Origin of the sequence: Miniphocaeibacter halophilus (genome assembly GCF_016458825.1) — a bacterium.
Classification (GTDB): domain Bacteria; phylum Bacillota; class Clostridia; order Tissierellales; family Peptoniphilaceae; genus Miniphocaeibacter; species Miniphocaeibacter halophilus.
This window is the reverse complement of the sequence record NZ_CP066744.1, coordinates 1,221,450-1,240,663: the sequence shown is the minus strand read 5'-3', so window position 1 is coordinate 1,240,663 and position 19,214 is coordinate 1,221,450. Positions and strand designations below refer to the sequence as shown.

21 protein-coding genes are annotated in these 19,214 nt (G+C 27.7%); 5 read left to right on the top strand and 16 right to left on the bottom strand.

Annotated elements, in window-relative coordinates:
* Positions 1 to 58: 58 nt before the first annotated feature.
* The 8 genes from JFY71_RS06090 to JFY71_RS06055 form a co-directional block, all read right to left on the bottom strand.
* Positions 59 to 859 carry a GH39 family glycosyl hydrolase gene (locus tag JFY71_RS06090; protein WP_338041883.1) on the bottom strand — a complete coding sequence of 267 codons (801 nt, stop codon included), beginning with the start codon at positions 857 to 859 and terminating at the stop codon, positions 59 to 61.
* Between the two features lie 10 nt (positions 860 to 869).
* A complete protein-coding gene (locus JFY71_RS06085) occupies positions 870 to 2,387 on the bottom strand; it encodes a helix-turn-helix transcriptional regulator (protein WP_243659931.1) in 1,518 nt (505 codons plus the stop codon).
* 375 nt (positions 2,388 to 2,762) lie between these two features.
* On the bottom strand, positions 2,763 to 3,611 hold the full coding sequence (locus JFY71_RS06080) for a sensor histidine kinase (protein WP_243659930.1): 849 nt from the start codon (positions 3,609 to 3,611) through the stop codon (positions 2,763 to 2,765).
* 78 nt (positions 3,612 to 3,689) lie between these two features.
* Positions 3,690 to 4,034 (bottom strand): GNAT family N-acetyltransferase, encoded by a 345-nt coding sequence (locus tag JFY71_RS06075; RefSeq protein ID WP_263457765.1) that lies wholly within the window; start codon positions 4,032 to 4,034, stop codon positions 3,690 to 3,692.
* Between the two features lie 92 nt (positions 4,035 to 4,126).
* Entirely contained in the window at positions 4,127 to 4,876 is a 750-nt protein-coding gene (locus JFY71_RS06070; protein WP_243659929.1) for a hypothetical protein, read from the bottom strand.
* A 9-nt stretch (positions 4,877 to 4,885) separates the two neighbouring features.
* Entirely contained in the window at positions 4,886 to 5,629 is a 744-nt protein-coding gene (locus tag JFY71_RS06065) for a hypothetical protein (protein ID WP_243659928.1), read from the bottom strand.
* On the bottom strand, positions 5,622 to 6,542 hold the full coding sequence (locus JFY71_RS06060) for an ABC transporter ATP-binding protein (RefSeq protein WP_243659927.1): 921 nt from the start codon (positions 6,540 to 6,542) through the stop codon (positions 5,622 to 5,624). The genes JFY71_RS06065 and JFY71_RS06060 overlap by 8 nt, the downstream gene beginning before the upstream one ends.
* Positions 6,543 to 6,635: 93 nt before the next feature.
* Positions 6,636 to 7,316, bottom strand: a complete 681-nt coding sequence (locus JFY71_RS06055) for a response regulator transcription factor (RefSeq protein WP_243659926.1) — start codon at positions 7,314 to 7,316, stop codon at positions 6,636 to 6,638.
* A 364-nt stretch (positions 7,317 to 7,680) separates the two neighbouring features.
* Here JFY71_RS06055 and pflB point away from each other — a divergent pair, with 364 nt between their 5' ends.
* The 4 genes from pflB (at position 7,681) to JFY71_RS06035 (ending at position 12,502) form a co-directional block, all read left to right on the top strand.
* Positions 7,681 to 9,765, top strand: a complete 2,085-nt coding sequence (gene pflB / locus JFY71_RS06050; RefSeq protein ID WP_243659925.1) for a formate C-acetyltransferase — start codon at positions 7,681 to 7,683, stop codon at positions 9,763 to 9,765.
* A gap of 16 nt (positions 9,766 to 9,781) precedes the next feature.
* Positions 9,782 to 10,024: an autonomous glycyl radical cofactor GrcA3 gene (gene grcA3 / locus JFY71_RS06045; protein WP_275955176.1), complete on the top strand. Its 243-nt coding sequence runs from the start codon at positions 9,782 to 9,784 to the stop codon at positions 10,022 to 10,024.
* 1 nt (position 10,025) lies between these two features.
* Positions 10,026 to 10,802 (top strand): pyruvate formate-lyase-activating protein, encoded by a 777-nt coding sequence (gene pflA, locus JFY71_RS06040; RefSeq protein ID WP_243659924.1) that lies wholly within the window; start codon positions 10,026 to 10,028, stop codon positions 10,800 to 10,802.
* A gap of 281 nt (positions 10,803 to 11,083) precedes the next feature.
* Positions 11,084 to 12,502, top strand: coding sequence for a cation:dicarboxylate symporter family transporter (locus JFY71_RS06035; RefSeq protein ID WP_243659923.1), 1,419 nt, complete (start codon positions 11,084 to 11,086; stop codon positions 12,500 to 12,502).
* A gap of 42 nt (positions 12,503 to 12,544) precedes the next feature.
* On the opposite strand, the gene JFY71_RS06030 is transcribed toward JFY71_RS06035, so the two are convergent.
* The 8 genes from JFY71_RS06030 to JFY71_RS05995 form a co-directional block, all read right to left on the bottom strand.
* Positions 12,545 to 12,754, bottom strand: a complete 210-nt coding sequence (locus tag JFY71_RS06030; protein WP_243659922.1) for a helix-turn-helix transcriptional regulator — start codon at positions 12,752 to 12,754, stop codon at positions 12,545 to 12,547.
* 10 nt (positions 12,755 to 12,764) lie between these two features.
* Positions 12,765 to 13,124 carry a DUF6442 family protein gene (locus JFY71_RS06025; RefSeq protein WP_243659921.1) on the bottom strand — a complete coding sequence of 120 codons (360 nt, stop codon included), beginning with the start codon at positions 13,122 to 13,124 and terminating at the stop codon, positions 12,765 to 12,767.
* Between the two features lie 29 nt (positions 13,125 to 13,153).
* Positions 13,154 to 13,492 carry a DUF6442 family protein gene (locus JFY71_RS06020; RefSeq protein WP_243659920.1) on the bottom strand — a complete coding sequence of 113 codons (339 nt, stop codon included), beginning with the start codon at positions 13,490 to 13,492 and terminating at the stop codon, positions 13,154 to 13,156.
* Between the two features lie 111 nt (positions 13,493 to 13,603).
* The gene (locus JFY71_RS06015; RefSeq protein ID WP_243659919.1) at positions 13,604 to 14,278 is read right to left on the bottom strand and encodes a methyltransferase family protein; all 675 of its coding nucleotides are present in this window, start codon (positions 14,276 to 14,278) and stop codon (positions 13,604 to 13,606) included.
* Positions 14,278 to 14,781 carry a D-glycero-alpha-D-manno-heptose-1,7-bisphosphate 7-phosphatase gene (locus JFY71_RS06010; protein ID WP_243659918.1) on the bottom strand — a complete coding sequence of 168 codons (504 nt, stop codon included), beginning with the start codon at positions 14,779 to 14,781 and terminating at the stop codon, positions 14,278 to 14,280. The genes JFY71_RS06015 and JFY71_RS06010 overlap by 1 nt, the downstream gene beginning before the upstream one ends.
* Entirely contained in the window at positions 14,778 to 15,536 is a 759-nt protein-coding gene (locus tag JFY71_RS06005; protein WP_243659917.1) for a class I SAM-dependent methyltransferase, read from the bottom strand. The genes JFY71_RS06010 and JFY71_RS06005 overlap by 4 nt, the downstream gene beginning before the upstream one ends.
* 70 nt (positions 15,537 to 15,606) lie before the next feature.
* Positions 15,607 to 17,346, bottom strand: a complete 1,740-nt coding sequence (locus tag JFY71_RS06000; RefSeq protein WP_243659916.1) for a thiamine pyrophosphate-dependent enzyme — start codon at positions 17,344 to 17,346, stop codon at positions 15,607 to 15,609.
* 53 nt (positions 17,347 to 17,399) lie between these two features.
* Entirely contained in the window at positions 17,400 to 18,038 is a 639-nt protein-coding gene (locus JFY71_RS05995) for a class I SAM-dependent methyltransferase (RefSeq protein WP_243659915.1), read from the bottom strand.
* 240 nt (positions 18,039 to 18,278) lie between these two features.
* Here JFY71_RS05995 and JFY71_RS05990 point away from each other — a divergent pair, with 240 nt between their 5' ends.
* Positions 18,279 to 19,181: an alpha/beta fold hydrolase gene (locus JFY71_RS05990; protein WP_243659914.1), complete on the top strand. Its 903-nt coding sequence runs from the start codon at positions 18,279 to 18,281 to the stop codon at positions 19,179 to 19,181.
* Positions 19,182 to 19,214 lie beyond the last annotated feature (33 nt).

Here is a 19,214-nt window from a genome sequence, read left to right as displayed (position 1 = left end):
GTTCCTTTAATTAATAATTAAAGGAACTTTTTCTATTTCTATTGTAAATATATTTAAATTAATTAATTTTCTTTATTCTATAAAAAACTATACTATTAAATTTTAAATCCACATTTAAATTGAAATCTCCATTTATATGTATATTGATAATTGTAAGTTTTGGTGCTATTGAATTTTCCAAATATTCCACTATTTCTTCATCTATATATCCTGGAAATCCCAATTTATCAATATGGCTATAAATTCCATCACTACTATTATCATAGATGAATTTCTTTATTTGGTAATATCCGTCTATAAAGTTCTTTATTACTATTGATATTTCTTTTGTTAATTGCTCCGTAAATTTATAATCTACTGACAATAATGGATGTATGTAGTTAGGATTATAAATTACTATATTATATTCTTTATCATTTTCTTGAGTAATTAATATATTGTCATTCCTATATAAGATTTTATTATGATTGATTTTATGAAATATATCCAACACAAAAAATATTGGTCTCTTTATTTTTAAAGTTAGAAAAAGCCCTAGTATTCCTTCGTTTTTATCTTCTCTTTCAACTATAGTCCTATATGTATCAAGATAAAAACCAATTCCATTAAGATCATTATAGTTTTTTAAAATACTCTCAAAAATTATTGCTGACCTAAAAAACGTTCCTGAAAGAGCAGTAGAATCTGATGAAGTAACTGTATTCCAGTCTAGCATATAGATTGGTATATCATTAATTCCATACTTAAATAAAATTGTTGAAATATCATTGATTAAAAAATCAGAATAACTTGAAATTTCTTTAATTCCTTCATCTGCAAGATTATTTACATATTCCGTTGGATCACAAGAGAAAGTTATAAAATCTAAATTATTTGCAGATTTTTTCCAAAAGTTCTATAATCTCTTTTTTTGATGGTTCAAATCTATTGTAAAAAGTTTTAATTCCTATACTTACTTCCCCCAAAGATTTCTTAATAATTCTATAGCAGTTGTTATAAAAATCTATATAATCTTTTTGATTAACAAAGGAATCATTAGTAATTTCAAATTTAAAATCTGAAATATAATATAAAGGAAATATTTTAACTATAGAATTTAAACTTTGCTCTAGATATTCATAATATTCTTTTAGTGTAAATAACCCTTTTAAAACTTTAAAATAAACATTAGAAAAATCAATTTTGAAAAATGGGTATAATTTTTGAATATATAATGGATCTAAATATTTATATATTCCATATAATTTCAAAGGTGAATGACCTAAAACATTTTCAATTTTAATATCATCAAATGCAGAAAAATAAACATATTTTACATTAAATTTATCTTTAACATATTTTAGTTGTTGAATCGTTATATCATTTTCAAGAAAATCTATATTCAAAATATTTATAATTGGAGTTGGAACATCTAAATATTCCTTAGAGTCCAAATCTAAATTTATCTTAATCATATCAAGATCATTTTTAGGATTCATTTCTGTTTTAAATAATTCATATTTTTTTATATACCTTTTTAATTCCATAATAGTATCCGTTGAAGAAGGATTAAATTCCTTTACTTCAAATTCACTATACTTTATTTTGTCCTGATTTTTCAAACGGTATTCTGTAGGAGTTAATTTATATCTATCTTTAAAATTTGTAGAAAATGATTTAGAACTTGGAAATCCATTCTTCAACGCAACATTTACTATAGTTTCATCAGTAAACAATAAATCTTGAATGGAATTATCTATTCTTATATTGGTTATATATTTATGAAATCCAATTCCAATTTTAGATTTAAATAGTTTTGAAAAATATTGAGGAGATATATAATTTTTTTTTGCTAAATCGGTTAATGTAATAGTCTTATTGTAATTACAAGATATATATTTCTTAATATTTGAAAAATCCTTATCGGCTTTTATTATTTCATTAATCTGTCGGTTCTTTATGCCAAAATTTATTAATAAATATTTAATAAAATCAAAAAACTGTGAAAACAACTCGAATTTATAGCCTTTTTTCTTTTCAAGGTTTATATAAAGAATCTTACTAATAGAAGATTTTAAATTCACGTACTTATTTCCACTACTAATTTTCTCATCTTTAGGATTGCATAAAAATGTATAGCTTCTTATTTCAGAATATATCTCAGATAAATAGTCAATATCTATTGTCATCTTTATTACTATATTGGATTCATTACCTACCAAATAATACCTATCTCCATTATTGGTTACAATAATATCATTTTCCTTGAGAATATATTCTTCATTATTGACTCCTATAGTGACAAATCCCTTAATTACTAAGAAGCAATCCATTTTCTCTTGACAGTAATGAATAAAATCCTTATCTGTGTTATTAATATTGACTAGAGAAATATCAATATTATTCATTATTACCCTCCGTAATTTTATAAAAAACTATTTAAAAATTATTACATGTTCCTTCTCATTATATCGATAATAATTTTCATTCTATCTTAATATTAGTATATAGTCTAATAACGCTGCTATTATAACATAAAATAAACCATATTATTCTAATCCTTTTTATATTCCAGCTAATATAATTATTGGTCTAGATTATAGTTGTTCTTACTCTAAAATATGGGTTATTGTCCCCCTTAGTGAATAAAACTTCCTTTCCTTCATTTTAGTTTAATATATAGTCACTGTCTAGTTATAACTAGCATTTTAAACTGAAAACAAAAATCGGAGCAGATTTTCTACTCCGAAGAAGTTTGATTTTAAATCAAGGGCAGTTTATTTTTAAAAACATATTTCTATTGTAAATTCATTGTTTTCATAATTTGCATCTATTTTCCCATTTTGCAAAACCACTAGTTCCTTTACTATATAAAGTCCTAGTCCAAACCTACCGGCTTCCCTAAAGTCACGTCCCATAAAGGTACGGTCAAATATTTTGTCGATAATTTTTTCATTAATATTATTACTATTGTTTTTAGCGATTATTTTTAAGCATTCTTCTTCAACTATTTCTAATTTAAAATAACTTTCAGCATAAGTAAGGGCATTTTGCACTAGATTTATAAAAATTCTACTGCTTGCTCTTTTGTCCAATAAGATTTTAGGAATATTTTCATCTATTTTAATTTCTACATCTATGTTTTTCTTATTAAAATCCTCATAAAAGGGAATAATATTTTCTACTGCAACTTCATATAAGGAAAGCGGCTCTAATTCTATTTTATAATCCTCTGATTCATATTTAGATATTTCATAAAAGGCTTCAACTGTATCTGTTAATATGTTAATCTTATTATTTACTATGTTAATATATTCTTCTTTTTCCTCTTCTGAAATACTACCATCTTGAATTAATTCAACAAAGCCTTTTATTGAAGTAACAGGTGTCCTAAAATCATGGGAGAGATTAGTTACCTCTTCCTTAAATTTAAGGTTTTGTTTTTTTGCCTCTTTTTTACTTTTTGTATTCTCTTCTATTAATTTATTAATTTCTTCTATTAATTCTGTAGTTGAGTCCGATAAGTCTAAAGACGTTAATAATTTATTAGAATCCTCCAATAATCTAATTTCTTTAATTTGCCTTATTAAGTTTTTTATATTTTTCTTATTAATATATAGTTTAAAAATCAAATATGCTATTGTTGCAATTAAAACTATATATATTATTATATGGTAGTTTATTTTTACCACCTCTTAGTAGTTATTTAATTATAATACTTTTTCCATAATAATTTCATAAGGCTCATTTAACAAAGTAAATCCACCAATAGTTGTATAGCCTAGTTTATTATAAAAATGTTGGGAATATTCCCTTGATACAGTAGATGTCATAACTAGTTTATGTCCTAGCTTTTTCATGTTTTCTTCCCAATATAAAACCAATTTTCTTCCATATCCTTTTTTACGATACGCTTCTAAAATATACAACATATTCATAAATGGTATACTGTCCCAAAAAAGATTATATCGTAACCAGCCAATAAGTTCTTTATCTTCTTCTATTATATAGACTCTAGAAAGATTTATTAAGTTTCTTAATTCTTCCTTACTAATAAGTTTATCATTTTCTAATAATATTTTAATATCATCAATAACTGCTTTTCGTATATTCTTAAGATTCCTCTGAAATTTATTTGTCTATAAAATTAAAAATCCTTCTTCTTGAATTTCCTATATCCTATTATTAGCACTGCTATTGTTATTATTATACCTATTATCCAAGCCTCTGACATAAATACAACATTTTTATTTCTTAAATACTCTAAATTATTTAAAAATATTGCATAAGGCAAATATCCAAGAATTTTAGTTAACGGTTCAAAAATACCGGTAAATAAATTTAGTATAGGTTCTAATACTCCATATACAAATAATAAGAATATTATAATAGATGAACTTTTTATTTTAAATATTCCAAAAGTATATGATATTGCAAAGGCCGATATTAAAATTGGTAACATATTCAATAAGGCCATTATATAATTTTTTATTCCTGGGTCTTCTGTTCCTTTTAAAAATACCTGTCCTAAAATAATGGTTATTCCAACTAGAATTATTCCTAATAAAATATAGTATCCTGTTCCTATAAGAAATTTTGACCAAAAGATTTTACTTCTACTTACTCCACCATGTATTGATGCTTTTATAAGATTTAAATCCTTTCCTAAAAGTATGTTGGAAACAATAAAACCAAGCATTATTATTAATGGTCCTTCACCGACTACATTTCTATATAAAAACATAATATTGTTATATTCAAAAGTACTGCTACCCCTACCAGCTATATTTAATACTATTACAAGTGATAATATTAAGATAGATGTAATTGCCAACAATATACTAAAGGTTTTCTTTCTATTAAATCTGTAAATTTCACTTTTCATATAATTAATCATTTTATTTACCTAAAAATCTTTCTTTTTATATTTACTATATCCCAGAAAAAATACAAGAAAAAATATTCCTATTCCTACTATCCAAGCTTTTGGCATAAAAACAATTTCTTCTTTTGCAAAATTCGCCTTTATTGTATCTGATATTCCTTTAGGACTTATACTATAAATTTTTTCTATAATAATATTCAATGAAGATGCAGCACCTAAAATAGCACCTAAAAATTCATATATTCCCAATATAAAGAGCAGGGCAAATCTATTTCCAAATATTCCTAAAACATGGGCTATTGCTAATACAGATATTTTTATTGGAAACATGTTTACTAGGGAGACAAGATATAGTTTAAAATCGTTAATATTGAAATTACCTATAAGCACAACTCCTATTATAGAGCTAACTACTATTATTAATACCTCCAATACTGTAAAGGATATTAACGATATCTTAAATTTGTCCTTAAAAATTCTTTCCCTTGTAATACCTGAATTAATTGAAGCCTTAATTACTCCTATATCCTTGCCAAGTAAAATATCGGCAATAATTACAGCCACTATATACATAATTGTATCCTGTGACATTACTATTCCAAAAAAAGCTATGTTTGTTAATGGTTCTTTTACTGTATACTTTATATTTGAAAATACAATCCCCATTGCTACTAGAACTACCAAGGAAAGAAGAACTATTACTGTATTCCTATAGGTTTTCTTATTATTAAAACGGTATATTTCACTTTTTATATAATTATTCATAACTTTTCCCACCTATTAAATCTAAGAAATACTCTTCTAAATTTTCCCCTTCAATTGTAAAGTTATATATTAAAATTCCATTACTTGCTAATTTAGTATTAATTTCAGGTGATTTTTCTAATAAATTATAAATGATTATTTCTGAATCTGCTAAAACCTTATATTCAATTCCTGTAAATTCACGCTCTAACACTTGAGTGGCTTTAGCTGTATTATCAACTTTAAATTTTATAGCCTTTCGACTTGTAGAATAAAGTTCCTCTTTACTTAAATCCTTAACTATTTTCCCATCTTTTACAAAAACAAATCTACTTCCAATTGCCTCTATTTCTGTAAGAATATGACTTGAAATCATAATTGTAACATTGTTTTCCCTGTTTAATTTAAGTAATAATCTCTTAATATCGTTTCTTCCTTCAGGGTCAAGTCCATTTGTCGGTTCATCTAATATTAAACAATCCGGGTTGTTCATTAAGCTTAAAGCCAGTCCCAGTCTTTGTTTCATTCCCATAGAATATTCTTTGAATTTTTTCTTACTTCTATGTTCTAACTCTACTATATTAAGCATTTTACTAACTATATTTTTTTCCGGAATTCCCTTTTGCCTTCTAAAATACTCTAAATTTTGCTCGGCTGTAAAGTCTCCAAAAAACTCCGGTGCCTCTATCATAAATCCTATTCGTTTTCTTGCCTCTAATATTTCCTTACCTGTCTTATTAAAGATTTCCATTTCTCCGGATGTTGGAAATATTTGTCCTGATAATGATTTGAAAAAAGTGGATTTCCCAGCTCCGTTTTTCCCAATTATGCCACAGATTTCCCCATGTTTTAATTCAAAAGAAAAATCCTTTATGGCATAAAAATCATTGTATTTTTTATTTAGATTTCTGGTTTTTATTATAATATCTTGCATTTTATATCTCCCTTTTTTTATCTTAATTTCATTATAAGGAAATATTTTTTAAAAAGCTTTAAGTAAATCTTAAAGAATTCATAAAGATTAAAATTAATCTAAAATAAATCCTATTCCCCAAACGGTTTTAATATATTCCTCTTTTGTTACTTTTAAAAACTTCTTTCTTATATTGGATACATGTACACTAATTGTATTGTCATCTCCTAAATATAAGCCCTTGCCAATTTTTTCAAAAATATTCCTTTTTGAAAAAACCTTTTTAGGATTTTCCATTAAAAGTTGTAAAATATCAAATTCCGAATTAGTTAAGTCCATAGATTCTTCCTTTAATTTTACAATTCTTTGTTTTTTGTCTAAAATTAAATCCTTCCAAACCAAAATATTTTCTTCCTTATTATTCAAGAATTCTCTTCTTCTAAGCTGTACTTCTACCCTTGCCTTAACTTCTTCCTTTGCAAAAGGCTTAGTAATATAATCATCTGCGCCTAAACGAAGTAGTCCTACCTTGTCATCTAAGGTGGATTTTGCAGAAATAATTATAACCGGAATTAAAGATGTTTCCCTTAGTTCTTTTAAAAACTCTTCACCGTTTATTCCTGGCAACATTAGGTCCAGTAAAATTAAATCAAATTTATTTGTCTTAAATTGTAAAAGCCCTTCCGTTCCCGAATAAGCCGGTACGGAGTTTATATTTGCTTCTTCTAGTATTTTACTTAATAGCTTATTTATTTCTACATCGTCTTCTATAATTAAAACTCTTTTATTGTCCATATTATTCACTCCCTAGCTAATATATAGATATTAGCATAAAAATATTACTAGGTGTATTTAAATATTTAAACGTATATTTGCGTTTCACAATTTAAATTGCTAATATTTTTAAATAAATAATAACAAAGTGATTTAGCTCATTTTAATATATTCTTTATTGGGTTACAATTATAAAAATAATTAAATACCTAGCTAATATTACATAAATACACAATAATACGTGATCATGTTCACTGATATCCATTATTAATTAAGATATAATAAGTATGCAAAGATAAAAATTTTATTTGCAATACCTACTATTTAAATAGGATTTAATTATTTAGAATTTATTACTCATTTATTTATAAATTAAGGAGATTTTATGAGAAAAGAATGGATGGGATTTTCAAATGGTACTTGGCAAAAGAAAGTTGACGTAAGAAATTTTATTCAAGAAAATTATACTGAATATAAGGGAGACGACAGTTTCCTATGCTCTCCTACTGATTCAACAAAAAAACTTTGGGAGACTGTAACAGATTTACGTAAACAGGAAAGAGATGCCGGCGGAGTATTGGATATGGATACAAAAATCATTTCTACTATTACCTCCCATAAAGCCGGTTACCTAAATAAAGATTTAGAAAAAATTGTTGGTTTTCAAACAGATAAACCTTTTAAAAGGTCATTACAGCCTTTTGGTGGTATAAGAATGTCCGTTGCAGCATGTAAGTCCTATGGCTACGATGTTGATGATAATATTATAGATATTTTTACAAAATACAGAAAAACTCATAATAGTGGAGTTTATGATGTTTATACAAGTGAAATGAGAAAGGCAAGAAAATCAGGTATTATAACCGGTCTTCCTGATGCCTATGGTAGAGGAAGGATAATTGGTGACTATAGAAGACTTGCCTTGTACGGTGTAGACTTTTTAATTGAAGATAAAAAAGACCAACTCCTTAGTACTGAAGGAATGACAATGAACGATGAAAATATAAAACTAAGAGAAGAGCTTTCTGAACAAATAAGAGCCTTAAACGAGGTAAAGGAATTAGGTGAAATTTATGGTTTCGATATTTCCAATCCTGCTAAAAATGCTCAAGAGGCTATTCAATGGTTGTATATTGCTTATTTAGCTGCCGTTAAAGAACAAAACGGAGCTGCTATGAGTATTGGAAGAACTTCAACCTTCTTAGATATTTATATTGAAAGGGATTTAAAAAATGGAATTTTAACCGAGAAAGAAGCCCAAGAATTAATCGACCATTTTATAATGAAATTAAGACTTGTAAAGTTTGCAAGAACTCCGGAATATAACGAATTGTTTTCAGGGGATCCTACTTGGGTAACTGAATCAATTGCTGGAATGGGAACAAACGGAAGATCTTTAGTTACTAAAAACTCCTTTAGATATTTACACACCTTAGTGAATTTAGGAACTTCCCCGGAACCAAATTTAACAGTGCTTTGGTCTCCAAAACTTCCGGAAAACTTTAAAAGATATTGTGCAAAAATTTCCATTTTAACTTCATCTATACAATACGAAAACGACGAACTAATGAGGCCAAGTTTAGGTGACGATTACGCAATAGCCTGCTGTGTTTCCTCTATGGCTGTTGGAAAGGAAATGCAATTTTTTGGAGCTAGGGCAAATCTTGCTAAATGTTTACTATATGCAATTAATGGCGGTATTGATGAAAAATCAAAAGTACAAGTTGGACCAAAATATAGACCGGTAAATACGGAATATTTAAATTATGACGATGTAATGGAAAAATATGACAGTATGATGGAATGGTTAGCAGAGCTATATGTTAATACTTTAAACGTTATACATTATATGCATGATAAATACGCCTATGAAAGAGTACAAATGGCCTTTCATGATAGGGATGTAAAAAGATATTTTGCTACAGGTATAGCCGGACTTTCTGTTGTAGCTGATTCATTATCTGCTATTAAATATGCAAAAGTTAAGGCAATTCGTGATGAAGATGGAATTATAACCGACTATGAAATAGAAGGCGATTATCCAAAATACGGAAATAATGACGATAGAGTTGATGAACTTGCTGTTGATTTAGTAGAAAGATTTATGAATAAAATTAGAAAGCACAAAACATACAGAAACTCTATACCTACAATGTCAATATTAACAATTACTTCAAATGTAGTCTATGGTAAAAAAACCGGCTCTACTCCTGATGGAAGAAAGGGCGGAGAACCATTTGCTCCAGGTGCAAATCCAATGCATAGAAGGGATAAAAAAGGTGCTTTAGCTTCTTTATCATCTGTTGCAAAATTACCATTTGGAGATTCACAAGACGGTATATCTAACACTTTTTCAATTGTTCCAGACGCTTTGGGAAAGGAACTAAATATATTACAAGGAGATTTAGAATTTGAGTTTGAAAATAAAATTTGTGAATCCTGCGAAATTCCAAATTTAGACCTAGATTAATTGAAAGGAGATATTAATGAAAGTCAATAATTCACAAATTGATAATTTAGTTGCTATGTTAGACGGCTACTCTGAAAAAGGTGGCCACCATTTAAATGTAAATGTATTTACAAAAGATACTTTAATAGATGCTCAAAAACATCCTGAAAAATATCCTCAATTAACTGTAAGAGTTTCCGGTTATGCTGTAAATTTTATAAATCTAACAAAGGAGCAACAGGACGATATAATCAACAGAACTTTCCATGAGGGAATGTAATATGAAAGGTTACATTCATTCTATCGAAACCTTTGGAACAGTTGATGGACCAGGCATAAGATATGTAATTTTTATGCAGGGATGTCCAATGAGATGTTTGTATTGTCATAATCCCGATAGTTGGAAATTCCATAAGGAAAACGGAAAAACCGTTGACGAAATATTGGAAGATTATAATAGATATAAACCCTTTTTACACAAGGGAGGTATTACTGTATCCGGTGGAGAAGCATTACTACAAATTGATTTTCTTATTGAACTTTTTGAAAAAGCTAAAGAAGAAAATATACACATATGCTTAGATACTAGTGGAGTTCCTTTTAATAGGAGCAAAAAATATTTAAACAAAATAGACCTTTTGCTTAAAAATGTTGATTTAGTTCTTTTAGATATAAAACATATTGATGATGAAGAACATAAGAAATTAACAGGAAGAAGTAATAAAGAGGTACTGGATTTTGCTAATTACTTGTCTAGAAAAAATATTCCTGTATGGATAAGACATGTAATAGTTCCAAATATAACCTATAAAACAGAATATCTTTTAAAACTTGGAGAGTTTTTAGCAAAGTTAAATAATATAAAAGCTATAGATATACTACCCTATCATACAATGGGAGTTTCAAAATACAAGAATTTAGGAATTCCCTATCCCCTAGAGGGAACAGAAGCCTTGACTAAGGAACACGCTAGGAAAGCTTATGATGTAGTAATATACTCTATAAAGAAAAAAAGAGCTGAGTTAAAAAAAATACAAATAGGTGAAAACATAGCATAAAAACATGGTCTAATATACTAGGCCATGTTTTTATGCTATGTTTTAAATTATTTTCAACATTCTATATAAGGAAGTTAAATATTTTCTTAATTATAAATATCAAATCTTTAAAAAAAGTATATGAAATTAATATTTAATAATAAAAGATTAATATCATGTTTGATATACATACCTATTATCGGGTATAATATAAAAGCAATTTTAATTTTTGTTGATTTTAATTGCTACAATTATTGTAGGATTTCATTCCTGCTAATTACAAAATGAAAGGAGTTGTTTTTATGATTAATGAACCATTTTTTACCCAATTTTTAAAGCTAAGTAATTTTTATACTATTTCAGCTATTATTGTTTTAGTAATTTCTTTATTGTTTTTAAAATATTTGAAAAGTAAAAAATTAAACTTTTCCAAACGTATGATTATTGCGTTAATTTTAGGTTTAGTAATTGGGGTTGCCATCGATTTCATTGGTGGAGAAAATAATATTTATTTAGAATATGGTCGAGTTGAAATTTCATCTTGGTATGGACTTATTGGTACAGGTTTCCTTAAATTAGTTCAACTTTTAGCTATTCCAGTAGTTTTTTTATCTATAATTAAAGTTGTAATTGACGTTCAAGGAAACAGACTTAGAACATTAACTGGAAAAACATTTTTTGCTTTATTGGGAACTACTGCTATATCTGCTATTGTAGGTATCTTAGTTGTTAAGTTATTTAACCTAAATGGAGCAACTTTTGCAGGAGAATTAACGGAACAAAAGATGGAAACAATGACTAATGTTGCTACCCAATCCTTCCCTGAATTTTTCTTAAATCTTGTTCCAAACAATATTTTTTCAGTTATGGGAGACAACGGAAGTATAGTTTCTGTTGTAATTATTGCAGCATTATTTGCAGGGGCAATAAGATTTTTAAAGGTGAAAAAGCCAAAGGAAGTGGAACCTTTTGTTACTTTATTAGAATCATTAAAAGTTACTGTAAACTCTGTATTGACCAATATTATAAAACTTATGCCATATGGAGTTGTTGCTTTAGTATCTAATACTATAATTTCCAACGGATTAAAATCTATTTATGGAATGTTAAGCTTTATAGGTGCACTTTATGTTGGTGTAATTATAATGTTGTTAGTTTATGTAGTAATTTTAATAGCTGTAGGTGCAAATCCTATAACATTCTACAAAAAAGCCTTTACAACATTATTATTTGCATTTTCTTCTCGTTCAAGTGTAGGTACCTTACCTTATACTTTAAAAACTTTAGAAAATGATTTAGGAGTTTCTAACCAAACTTCAAACTTTGTGGCAACCTTAGGAACTTCCATAGGAATGAATGGCTGTGCCGGAGTCTTCCCTGCAATGTTAGGTGTTTTAATAGCATCTGCTGTTGGTACAGAAATGACTTTCTCCTTCTATATGTTAGTAGTAGTCGTAGTAACAGTAGGCTCTATTGGTATAGCCGGTGTTCCTGGAACTGCCACAGTTGCAGCTACAGTTACCTTAAATGGATTAGGATTTGGTCATACTATTTCAAGTATTGGTGCTGTTTTTGGAATAGATCCAATTATAGACATGGGACGTACCTTGTTAAATGTAGCAGGTGCCATGGTTTCAGCAATACTTGTTGATAAATGGGAAGGTACTTTTAATAAAGAGAAATACAATAGCCCAATGGAAAAATCTTCTGAAGAAGAATAAATAAAAGCTTATATCCTATTTAAAGGGTATAAGCTTTTTCATTTAAAAATAAAATAATTCCTCAAATTTTTTATCCAAGGCTATACATAAAATAAGGGCCAATTTAGCCGTTGGATTAAATTGTCCTGTTTCTATTGAGCTAATGGTATTTCTTGAAACTCCTACTAGGTCTGCAAGTTTTTGCTGGGATAGTCCTTTTTCTGTACGTACTTCTTTTAAATTATTATGTAGTATTAATTCTTCTTTTTTCATAAGATTTTCCTTAAATTGAAATAACAAATTTATATGTGTATATAAAATACATAATTACATTAGCTAAAAAAGCTATGCCATACAAAACTGATGATATAATATATTTCTTATTTTTTATTTTCTTATATATAAACAATTGATTTGCAGAAAGACATCCTAGAAGTACTGCTATGAATTCAAAAAACGGAATTCCTTGTTCAAATTTACCAATAGCTGAAAATATTAATTTTGAAATCGCAAAAAACAAACATAATATAGCAACAACTACCATTGATTTATTCATAGCTTTTAGAAAAACCCTATCTTCATATTCTTTATTACTTTCTTTTCTTGCTCTTTTTAAAATTTCATCCTTATCTATTTTTTTCATAATATTCTCCTAACTATTACTTATGTTTATTAATTTATAATAATATTTACAAGTGTTAGAATTACTGCTAATAATACCAATCCTAATCTTAATAAACTACTTTTTTCTTTGGTGTAGAAATAATTCCCTATACTCTCTCCCAATATTCCAACCCAAATTGCAAAGAAAAGAACTTCTATATCTGCAAATGGCTTTCCAGTAAATAATTTTTGAAAAAAGGCTACAATAGTAAGTAGAATAAAAAATCTAATTATAAATCTATAGCCAAATGAATAGGATTTATAAAATATCTCTCTATCTCTTTCATCTCCTAATTTGTTTTCATTTCTTGCTTTTTTAAGTATTTCATCCTTATTTAAATTTTTCATCTTAACCTCCTTGCCAAGTTTACTTGGTAAATATATTATAATATCGCCAAGTTTTCTTGTCAATAGTAAATAAAAAAACCATATGCTCTTTTGCATATGGTTTAAATTCTACTACCAAATAAAGGGGATTATTCTGTACTTGACTTCTTTTGTGTATTCATAATATCCTTCTAATTCTTTTTTTAGCATATTGTCTTCAAGTATGGTTCTAATTATTGTAATTACACCTATTACTATTGCTGTTATAATTACATTTTTAGTGGTAAATATTAAAGAAATTGCTAGACACCATACAAGTATTGCAGCATAGGTTGGATGTCTAATTATTTTATAGGGACCAACCTTTATTACCTTCTGATTTCTGTCCCTTTGTATTCTGGAAGTAGACTCCAAGTAGGTGTTGAAAATTAAGGCCCATAAGGTTAAAAATGATGATAAAAACTGCAATATTATACCTAGCATAAATAAAACCCCTATGGTTTTACTATTAATGCTTTCAACTCCTGCTATAAAATAAATTAAATAAAACATTAAGAACCACAATAGAGATGCTAAAATTTTATCCCACAAAGGTGCATTGCTTTTAATCTTATTTCTATAACCTAAGGTTTCTGCATTTATTTTATATATTATAAAAGAGGACACTATTGCCATTGCAAAATAAATAAAGAAGTATATTATTCCTCTTTCATCTATTTTAAAATGAGAACCAAGTAGAAATAAAAGTAATCCTAAAATACATTGTAGTATTATTTTTATTGTATAAATTCTCGCTTCTTTCTGCATTACAACTCCTTGGCATATTTTCTAATTTCAAAAATATTTCTAATTTTATTTTTACAATTTAGATTTATTCCAAAAAATTTTACCCCTATATTTTCCGCTAATTCTAAATCACATTTAGAATCTCCTATAAATATGGATTTATTCATGTCTATATTAGGGTATTTCTCAAGGGCTTGTTCTATCATTCCTTTTTTTGGTTTTATACAGTTGCAATTTTCCCTTCTTGCATGAGGACAATAAAATATATCGTCTATATCTATTCCCTTGTCCTTTAATATTTCTATTAATTTGGAATTAAAGTCATTGTATTGTTTTGTTGTTATATAGTTTTCTCCAATTATATACTGATTTGTTATAATAATAAATTTAAATCCCTTGTCTTGTAAATATTTAAGTCCTTCTATTGAGCCAGGTAAAATTTCAGGTTCAACTATTGTTGTCCATTGCTTATCCTCATAGTCCTTATTAATTGTTCCATCCCTATCTAAAAATGCTATTTTCATTTGTTTAACCTGGCTACAAAAACATACCTATGTTCTGTTCCTTCTATAAATCCATTTTTTTCAATTTCCTTGTCTATTGCAATAAGTTCGTCCATAGTTTTATCTACAGAAAAATTAGGAAACTCCCATTCTATTATTTTAGCAAAATACACCAGGGCCCCTGTATCAAAAAATCTTATTGGCGTAAAGGACTCATTGCTGTAAATAATTTCAAAATCATTTTTTTCTAGGTTAGGTAGAACCTTACTTAAAATATTGTCCGAATATTTAGGTTTAAAATTCTTAATAAGTCTTTTAGAAAGGTCTCTATCATTTTTTCCACCAATTTGTTGACTTATAAAATATCCTCCCGGCTTTAATACTCTTGCCACTTCTTCTATATTAAAAGATTCGTGTCTGTTTAATACTAGGTCGAAGGAATTATTTGGAAAGTTTAATTTATTATCGTCTTCTACAAATTCAACTTCTATTCCCATTGGGGATAATTTTTCTTTACAAAGTTTAAAATTAGGCAAATATCCTTCTGTTACAGATATTAACTTAGGATTATGATTTAAGGATAATACAAACTCTCCTCCACCTGTTCCCATATCCAGTAATCTATAATCTTCCCTTAAATATTTTTCTATTATTTGTCTATAATCCCAAGGAATTTTTTCATCTTCCCATCTACCTTTTAAGTGGGAAAAGTCCCAACCTTGAAAGGAAAATTTTTCTTCAGCCTTCCATTTTTTTATTTTATTTTCTAAATCCATGTCACCACCGTCCTTTAAACAATAAAAAATCCTTAGTCTAAGTATATCTTAAACTAAGGATTTTTTTAAATTACATTTCTTTTAATATTTCTGACAATGCCGGTTGTCCAAATACATTATATGTTTTCTTAAATTCTTCTATTTCTTCTTTAGAATATATTTCCGGATCTAATTTTATATTACTTGTATCTAATGGATCTGAATATAAGAGTTTTGCATCTAATAATATAGGCTTTTTGTTTCCAGATTTTTGAATTTCTATTATTTCATCCATTGCCTTATTTAATTCTTCAATATTTTTAACTGTATAGGATATTGCTCCCATTCCCTCTGCAGTTTTTGCCCAATCTACATCGGTAATATCCACTCCATACATAAAGTCCTTTTGAATTTGTGCATGTTGAATAAAACCATAAGAACCGTTACTTAAAACTATATTAATAATTGGTAGCTCATACCTTACTTGAGTAATAATCTCTTGCATGTTCATGGCAAATCCACCATCACCTGATATACTCCAAACCTGTCTTTCAGGAGTAGTCAGCTTTGCTGCAATACTATAAGGAAGTCCCACTCCTAAGGTAGCAAACCAACCACTTATTACATGTCTTCTCTTTTTGTTTAAAGGTAACATTCTTACAGAATACATTGTATTATTTCCAACATCTAATCCATAAAAAGCATCTTCTGTAGAACGATCTCTTATTGCTTTTATTACAGCCTCAGCATTAAGTCCCTTGCTGTCATCATCGGCTATATTTTCCAACCAAGTATCCCAGTTTTTCTTGTTTATTCTACAAGCTTTAAGAAAATCCGTTTCTTCCCTCTTGTAGTCAGCTTTCAATAGTTCCTCTAAAAATTCTTTACCATCAGCAACTATTCCCATTTCTACCGGAATTTGTTTACCAATATCCTCTATATTATTATTGATTTGAACAATTTTTAAATCTTTCGTCCAAAATCTTGCAAATGGAAAATTAGTTCCAACAAAAAGCATTAAGTCAGCCTTATTAATTGCTTCAAAAGCAGGTTTTGTTCCTAAACGTCCAAAGCTACCCATATAATTTTCATGGTCATTTGGTGCTGCAATTCCTATTGACAATGCAGTTGTTATTATTGGCATGGAAAATTTTTCAGATATTTTTACAACTGTATCCCTTCCACCAGCTAGTCCTAAACCTCCATATATTACAGGTCTTTTAGCCTTTTTAATCATCTCTAAAACCTTATTTACATCATCTTCAACAATAGGTTGTTTTTCAACTATTGGAGGTGTTTTTTCCTCTTTTCTAGGACTATAATCTATTTCCTTTTCAACTAAATCATTTGGCAATATTACAACAGCTACTCCTTTTTTTGAATAAGCTGTTCTAATAGCTTCTTCAATTAAATGTGGAATTTGTTCTGCAGTTGTAGCCATTTTATTATATACTGCAACATCAGAATAAGTAGGAACTTCATCCATTTCTTGGAAGAAATTAGTATTAACATTTGCTGCTGCTGTTTGACCTACTATTGCTAGTAAAGGAACCCTATCCATTTTTGCATCGTATAAACCGTTGAAAAGATTCGTTCCTCCCGGTGCTGCTGAGCCATAACAAACACCAATTTTTCCTGAAAATTTAGAATATGACGTTGCAGCCATTGCACCTGCTGATTCGTGACGTACTTGTATATACTTTATTTTATCCCTTTCCGTATAAAGAGCATCCATTAGCCCATTTACTGAACTACCAGGTATGCCATAAATATGTTTTACATCCCATGAATTTAAAACATCTACTAAAGCTTGCCCTGCCGTTATTTTCATATAATCACTCCTTGGTTTGATTAATTTATCCCTTATATTTTTTACCCAATTTGTTATTTTTTAGTCATAAATAATATTCCCGAACAGTAGGAGTATTTTTCAAAACTTATTTTTTTATTAATAAACCAACTCTTTATATTGTCATATATTAAATAATATTCATCATCATCCCAAATGTTTATGTCCTTAGTTCTTGCAACTTCCATTTCCTTCTTTGTTTCTGTAATTATATCTGCAATAATTATAGTTCCCTCTTCTTTTAAAATATTAAAAGCTTCCTCTAATAGTAGTTTCTGCAAGTTATCCTTTAAATGATGTATTGCATAATTACAAATTATTATGTCAAATTTATTATTTTTAATTCCCTCTGGCAATCCATAAGTAAAATCCCAATTTATTAAATTCGCAGTTGGAATCAGAGTTTTTGTTTTTTCAAGCATCTCTTTAGAAAAATCTATTCCTGTAATATTACATCCCTTATCGTATAGTAATTTTGCTAAAGTTCCTGTTCCTATTCCAATATCGAGTATATTTTTTCCCCTTCTACTTAAAACATATTCTTTAATTCTATTTTGTATATTTTCGTAAGCTGCAAAGGGATATTTATTTTCTTCATCACTTTCCCTTACCTGTCTATTATAATTTTTAGCCCAGCTATTAAATTTTTCAATTTCAAAACTATTTTCCTTCAAAACCTCTCCTTTATTAGTCCATCTTATATTTTTGTCATTCTTCCTATCTTTTTACCCTTTATATACTTAAATGATTTTTTTATACTTTTCATAACTTTACCTCCTACAAATAAAAGTTCTTCTATTAATTAGACAAATTAAGTATATATATAACCTCTTAATAACACAAGGAAGTTTGTTAAAAAATAAACCTAATAAAATATATGGTAAAATACAATATACTTAAGAAGGTGAATTAAAATGAAAAAATCCATTAATAGTAAAACAAGTAAGAATATAAAATCAGTTTATAAAAAATTAAGCTCAAAAATGCAAATAAAATATTTATTAATTCCTGTTTCATTAATTTTTATACTATCTTCATGTTTAAATAAAAACACCAATAAAACCAGTTCTAAAAACTATAAACAAAAGAAAAGTTCTATTCCTACCTTGTATATACACGGTTATAAGGGTACGGAAAATTCATTTGGTAAAATGATTAATCGTTTTGAAGAAGGAAATATTTCTAAAAAAGAATTAGTATTAAAAATAAATAAAGATGGTGAAATTATAGCAAGGGGAAAACTTACAAACAAAAACACTAACCCAGCTATACAAATACTATTTGAAGACAATAAAAACAACGAATATAAGCAAGCAACTTGGATAAAAAACATCCTAGCCTACTTAAAGGACAAGTACAATATAGAAAAAGTCAATTTGGTGGGACATTCAATGGGAGGAGTAAGTATTTTACAGTATTTAATAACCTATGAGAAAGATGAAAATTTACCAAAAGTTGAAAAATTTGTTGCCATTGGCTCCCCATTTAATAACCTAATCGAATTATCTGAGGAAGAAACTTTAGATTCCCTTATTAACAACGGCCCCCTAGTTAAAAGTAAAGGCTATATTGATTTTGAAAATAACATTTCAAATATTAATCCAAATATAAATATTCTAATTATAGCAGGAGATGTTGAAGACGGTTCTTTAGGTGATGAAGCAGTACCAATGGCAGATGCCTTAAGTATTATTTCTCTTCTAAAAAACAACAATATTTCTGTAGATTATAAAAAATATTATGGTAAAAATGCCCAACATAGTAAATTACACGAAAATAAAGACGTAGACAAAAAAATAATAGAATTTCTTTATTAATATCAAAAAAAGTCCGCTTAATAGTGGACTTTT

What these genes read in the sequence shown, in the direction of transcription:
- JFY71_RS06085 (WP_243659931.1), bottom strand. Translation starts at nt 2,387, where the DNA reads ATGAATAATATTGATATTTCTCTAGTCAATATTAATAACACAGATAAG.
- JFY71_RS06070 (WP_243659929.1), bottom strand. Translation starts at nt 4,876, where the DNA reads ATGATTAATTATATGAAAAGTGAAATTTACAGATTTAATAGAAAGAAA.
- JFY71_RS06065 (WP_243659928.1), bottom strand. Translation starts at nt 5,629, where the DNA reads ATGAATAATTATATAAAAAGTGAAATATACCGTTTTAATAATAAGAAA.
- JFY71_RS06060 (WP_243659927.1), bottom strand. Translation starts at nt 6,542, where the DNA reads ATGCAAGATATTATAATAAAAACCAGAAATCTAAATAAAAAATACAAT.
- JFY71_RS06055 (WP_243659926.1), bottom strand. Translation starts at nt 7,316, where the DNA reads ATGGACAATAAAAGAGTTTTAATTATAGAAGACGATGTAGAAATAAAT.
- pflB (WP_243659925.1), top strand. Translation starts at nt 7,681, where the DNA reads ATGAGAAAAGAATGGATGGGATTTTCAAATGGTACTTGGCAAAAGAAA.
- grcA3 (WP_275955176.1), top strand. Translation starts at nt 9,782, where the DNA reads ATGAAAGTCAATAATTCACAAATTGATAATTTAGTTGCTATGTTAGAC.
- pflA (WP_243659924.1), top strand. Translation starts at nt 10,026, where the DNA reads ATGAAAGGTTACATTCATTCTATCGAAACCTTTGGAACAGTTGATGGA.
- JFY71_RS06035 (WP_243659923.1), top strand. Translation starts at nt 11,084, where the DNA reads ATGATTAATGAACCATTTTTTACCCAATTTTTAAAGCTAAGTAATTTT.
- JFY71_RS06030 (WP_243659922.1), bottom strand. Translation starts at nt 12,754, where the DNA reads ATGAAAAAAGAAGAATTAATACTACATAATAATTTAAAAGAAGTACGT.
- JFY71_RS06025 (WP_243659921.1), bottom strand. Translation starts at nt 13,124, where the DNA reads ATGAAAAAAATAGATAAGGATGAAATTTTAAAAAGAGCAAGAAAAGAA.
- JFY71_RS06020 (WP_243659920.1), bottom strand. Translation starts at nt 13,492, where the DNA reads ATGAAAAATTTAAATAAGGATGAAATACTTAAAAAAGCAAGAAATGAA.
- JFY71_RS06015 (WP_243659919.1), bottom strand. Translation starts at nt 14,278, where the DNA reads ATGCAGAAAGAAGCGAGAATTTATACAATAAAAATAATACTACAATGT.
- JFY71_RS06010 (WP_243659918.1), bottom strand. Translation starts at nt 14,781, where the DNA reads ATGAAAATAGCATTTTTAGATAGGGATGGAACAATTAATAAGGACTAT.
- JFY71_RS06005 (WP_243659917.1), bottom strand. Translation starts at nt 15,536, where the DNA reads ATGGATTTAGAAAATAAAATAAAAAAATGGAAGGCTGAAGAAAAATTT.
- JFY71_RS06000 (WP_243659916.1), bottom strand. Translation starts at nt 17,346, where the DNA reads ATGAAAATAACGGCAGGGCAAGCTTTAGTAGATGTTTTAAATTCATGG.
- JFY71_RS05990 (WP_243659914.1), top strand. Translation starts at nt 18,279, where the DNA reads ATGAAAAAATCCATTAATAGTAAAACAAGTAAGAATATAAAATCAGTT.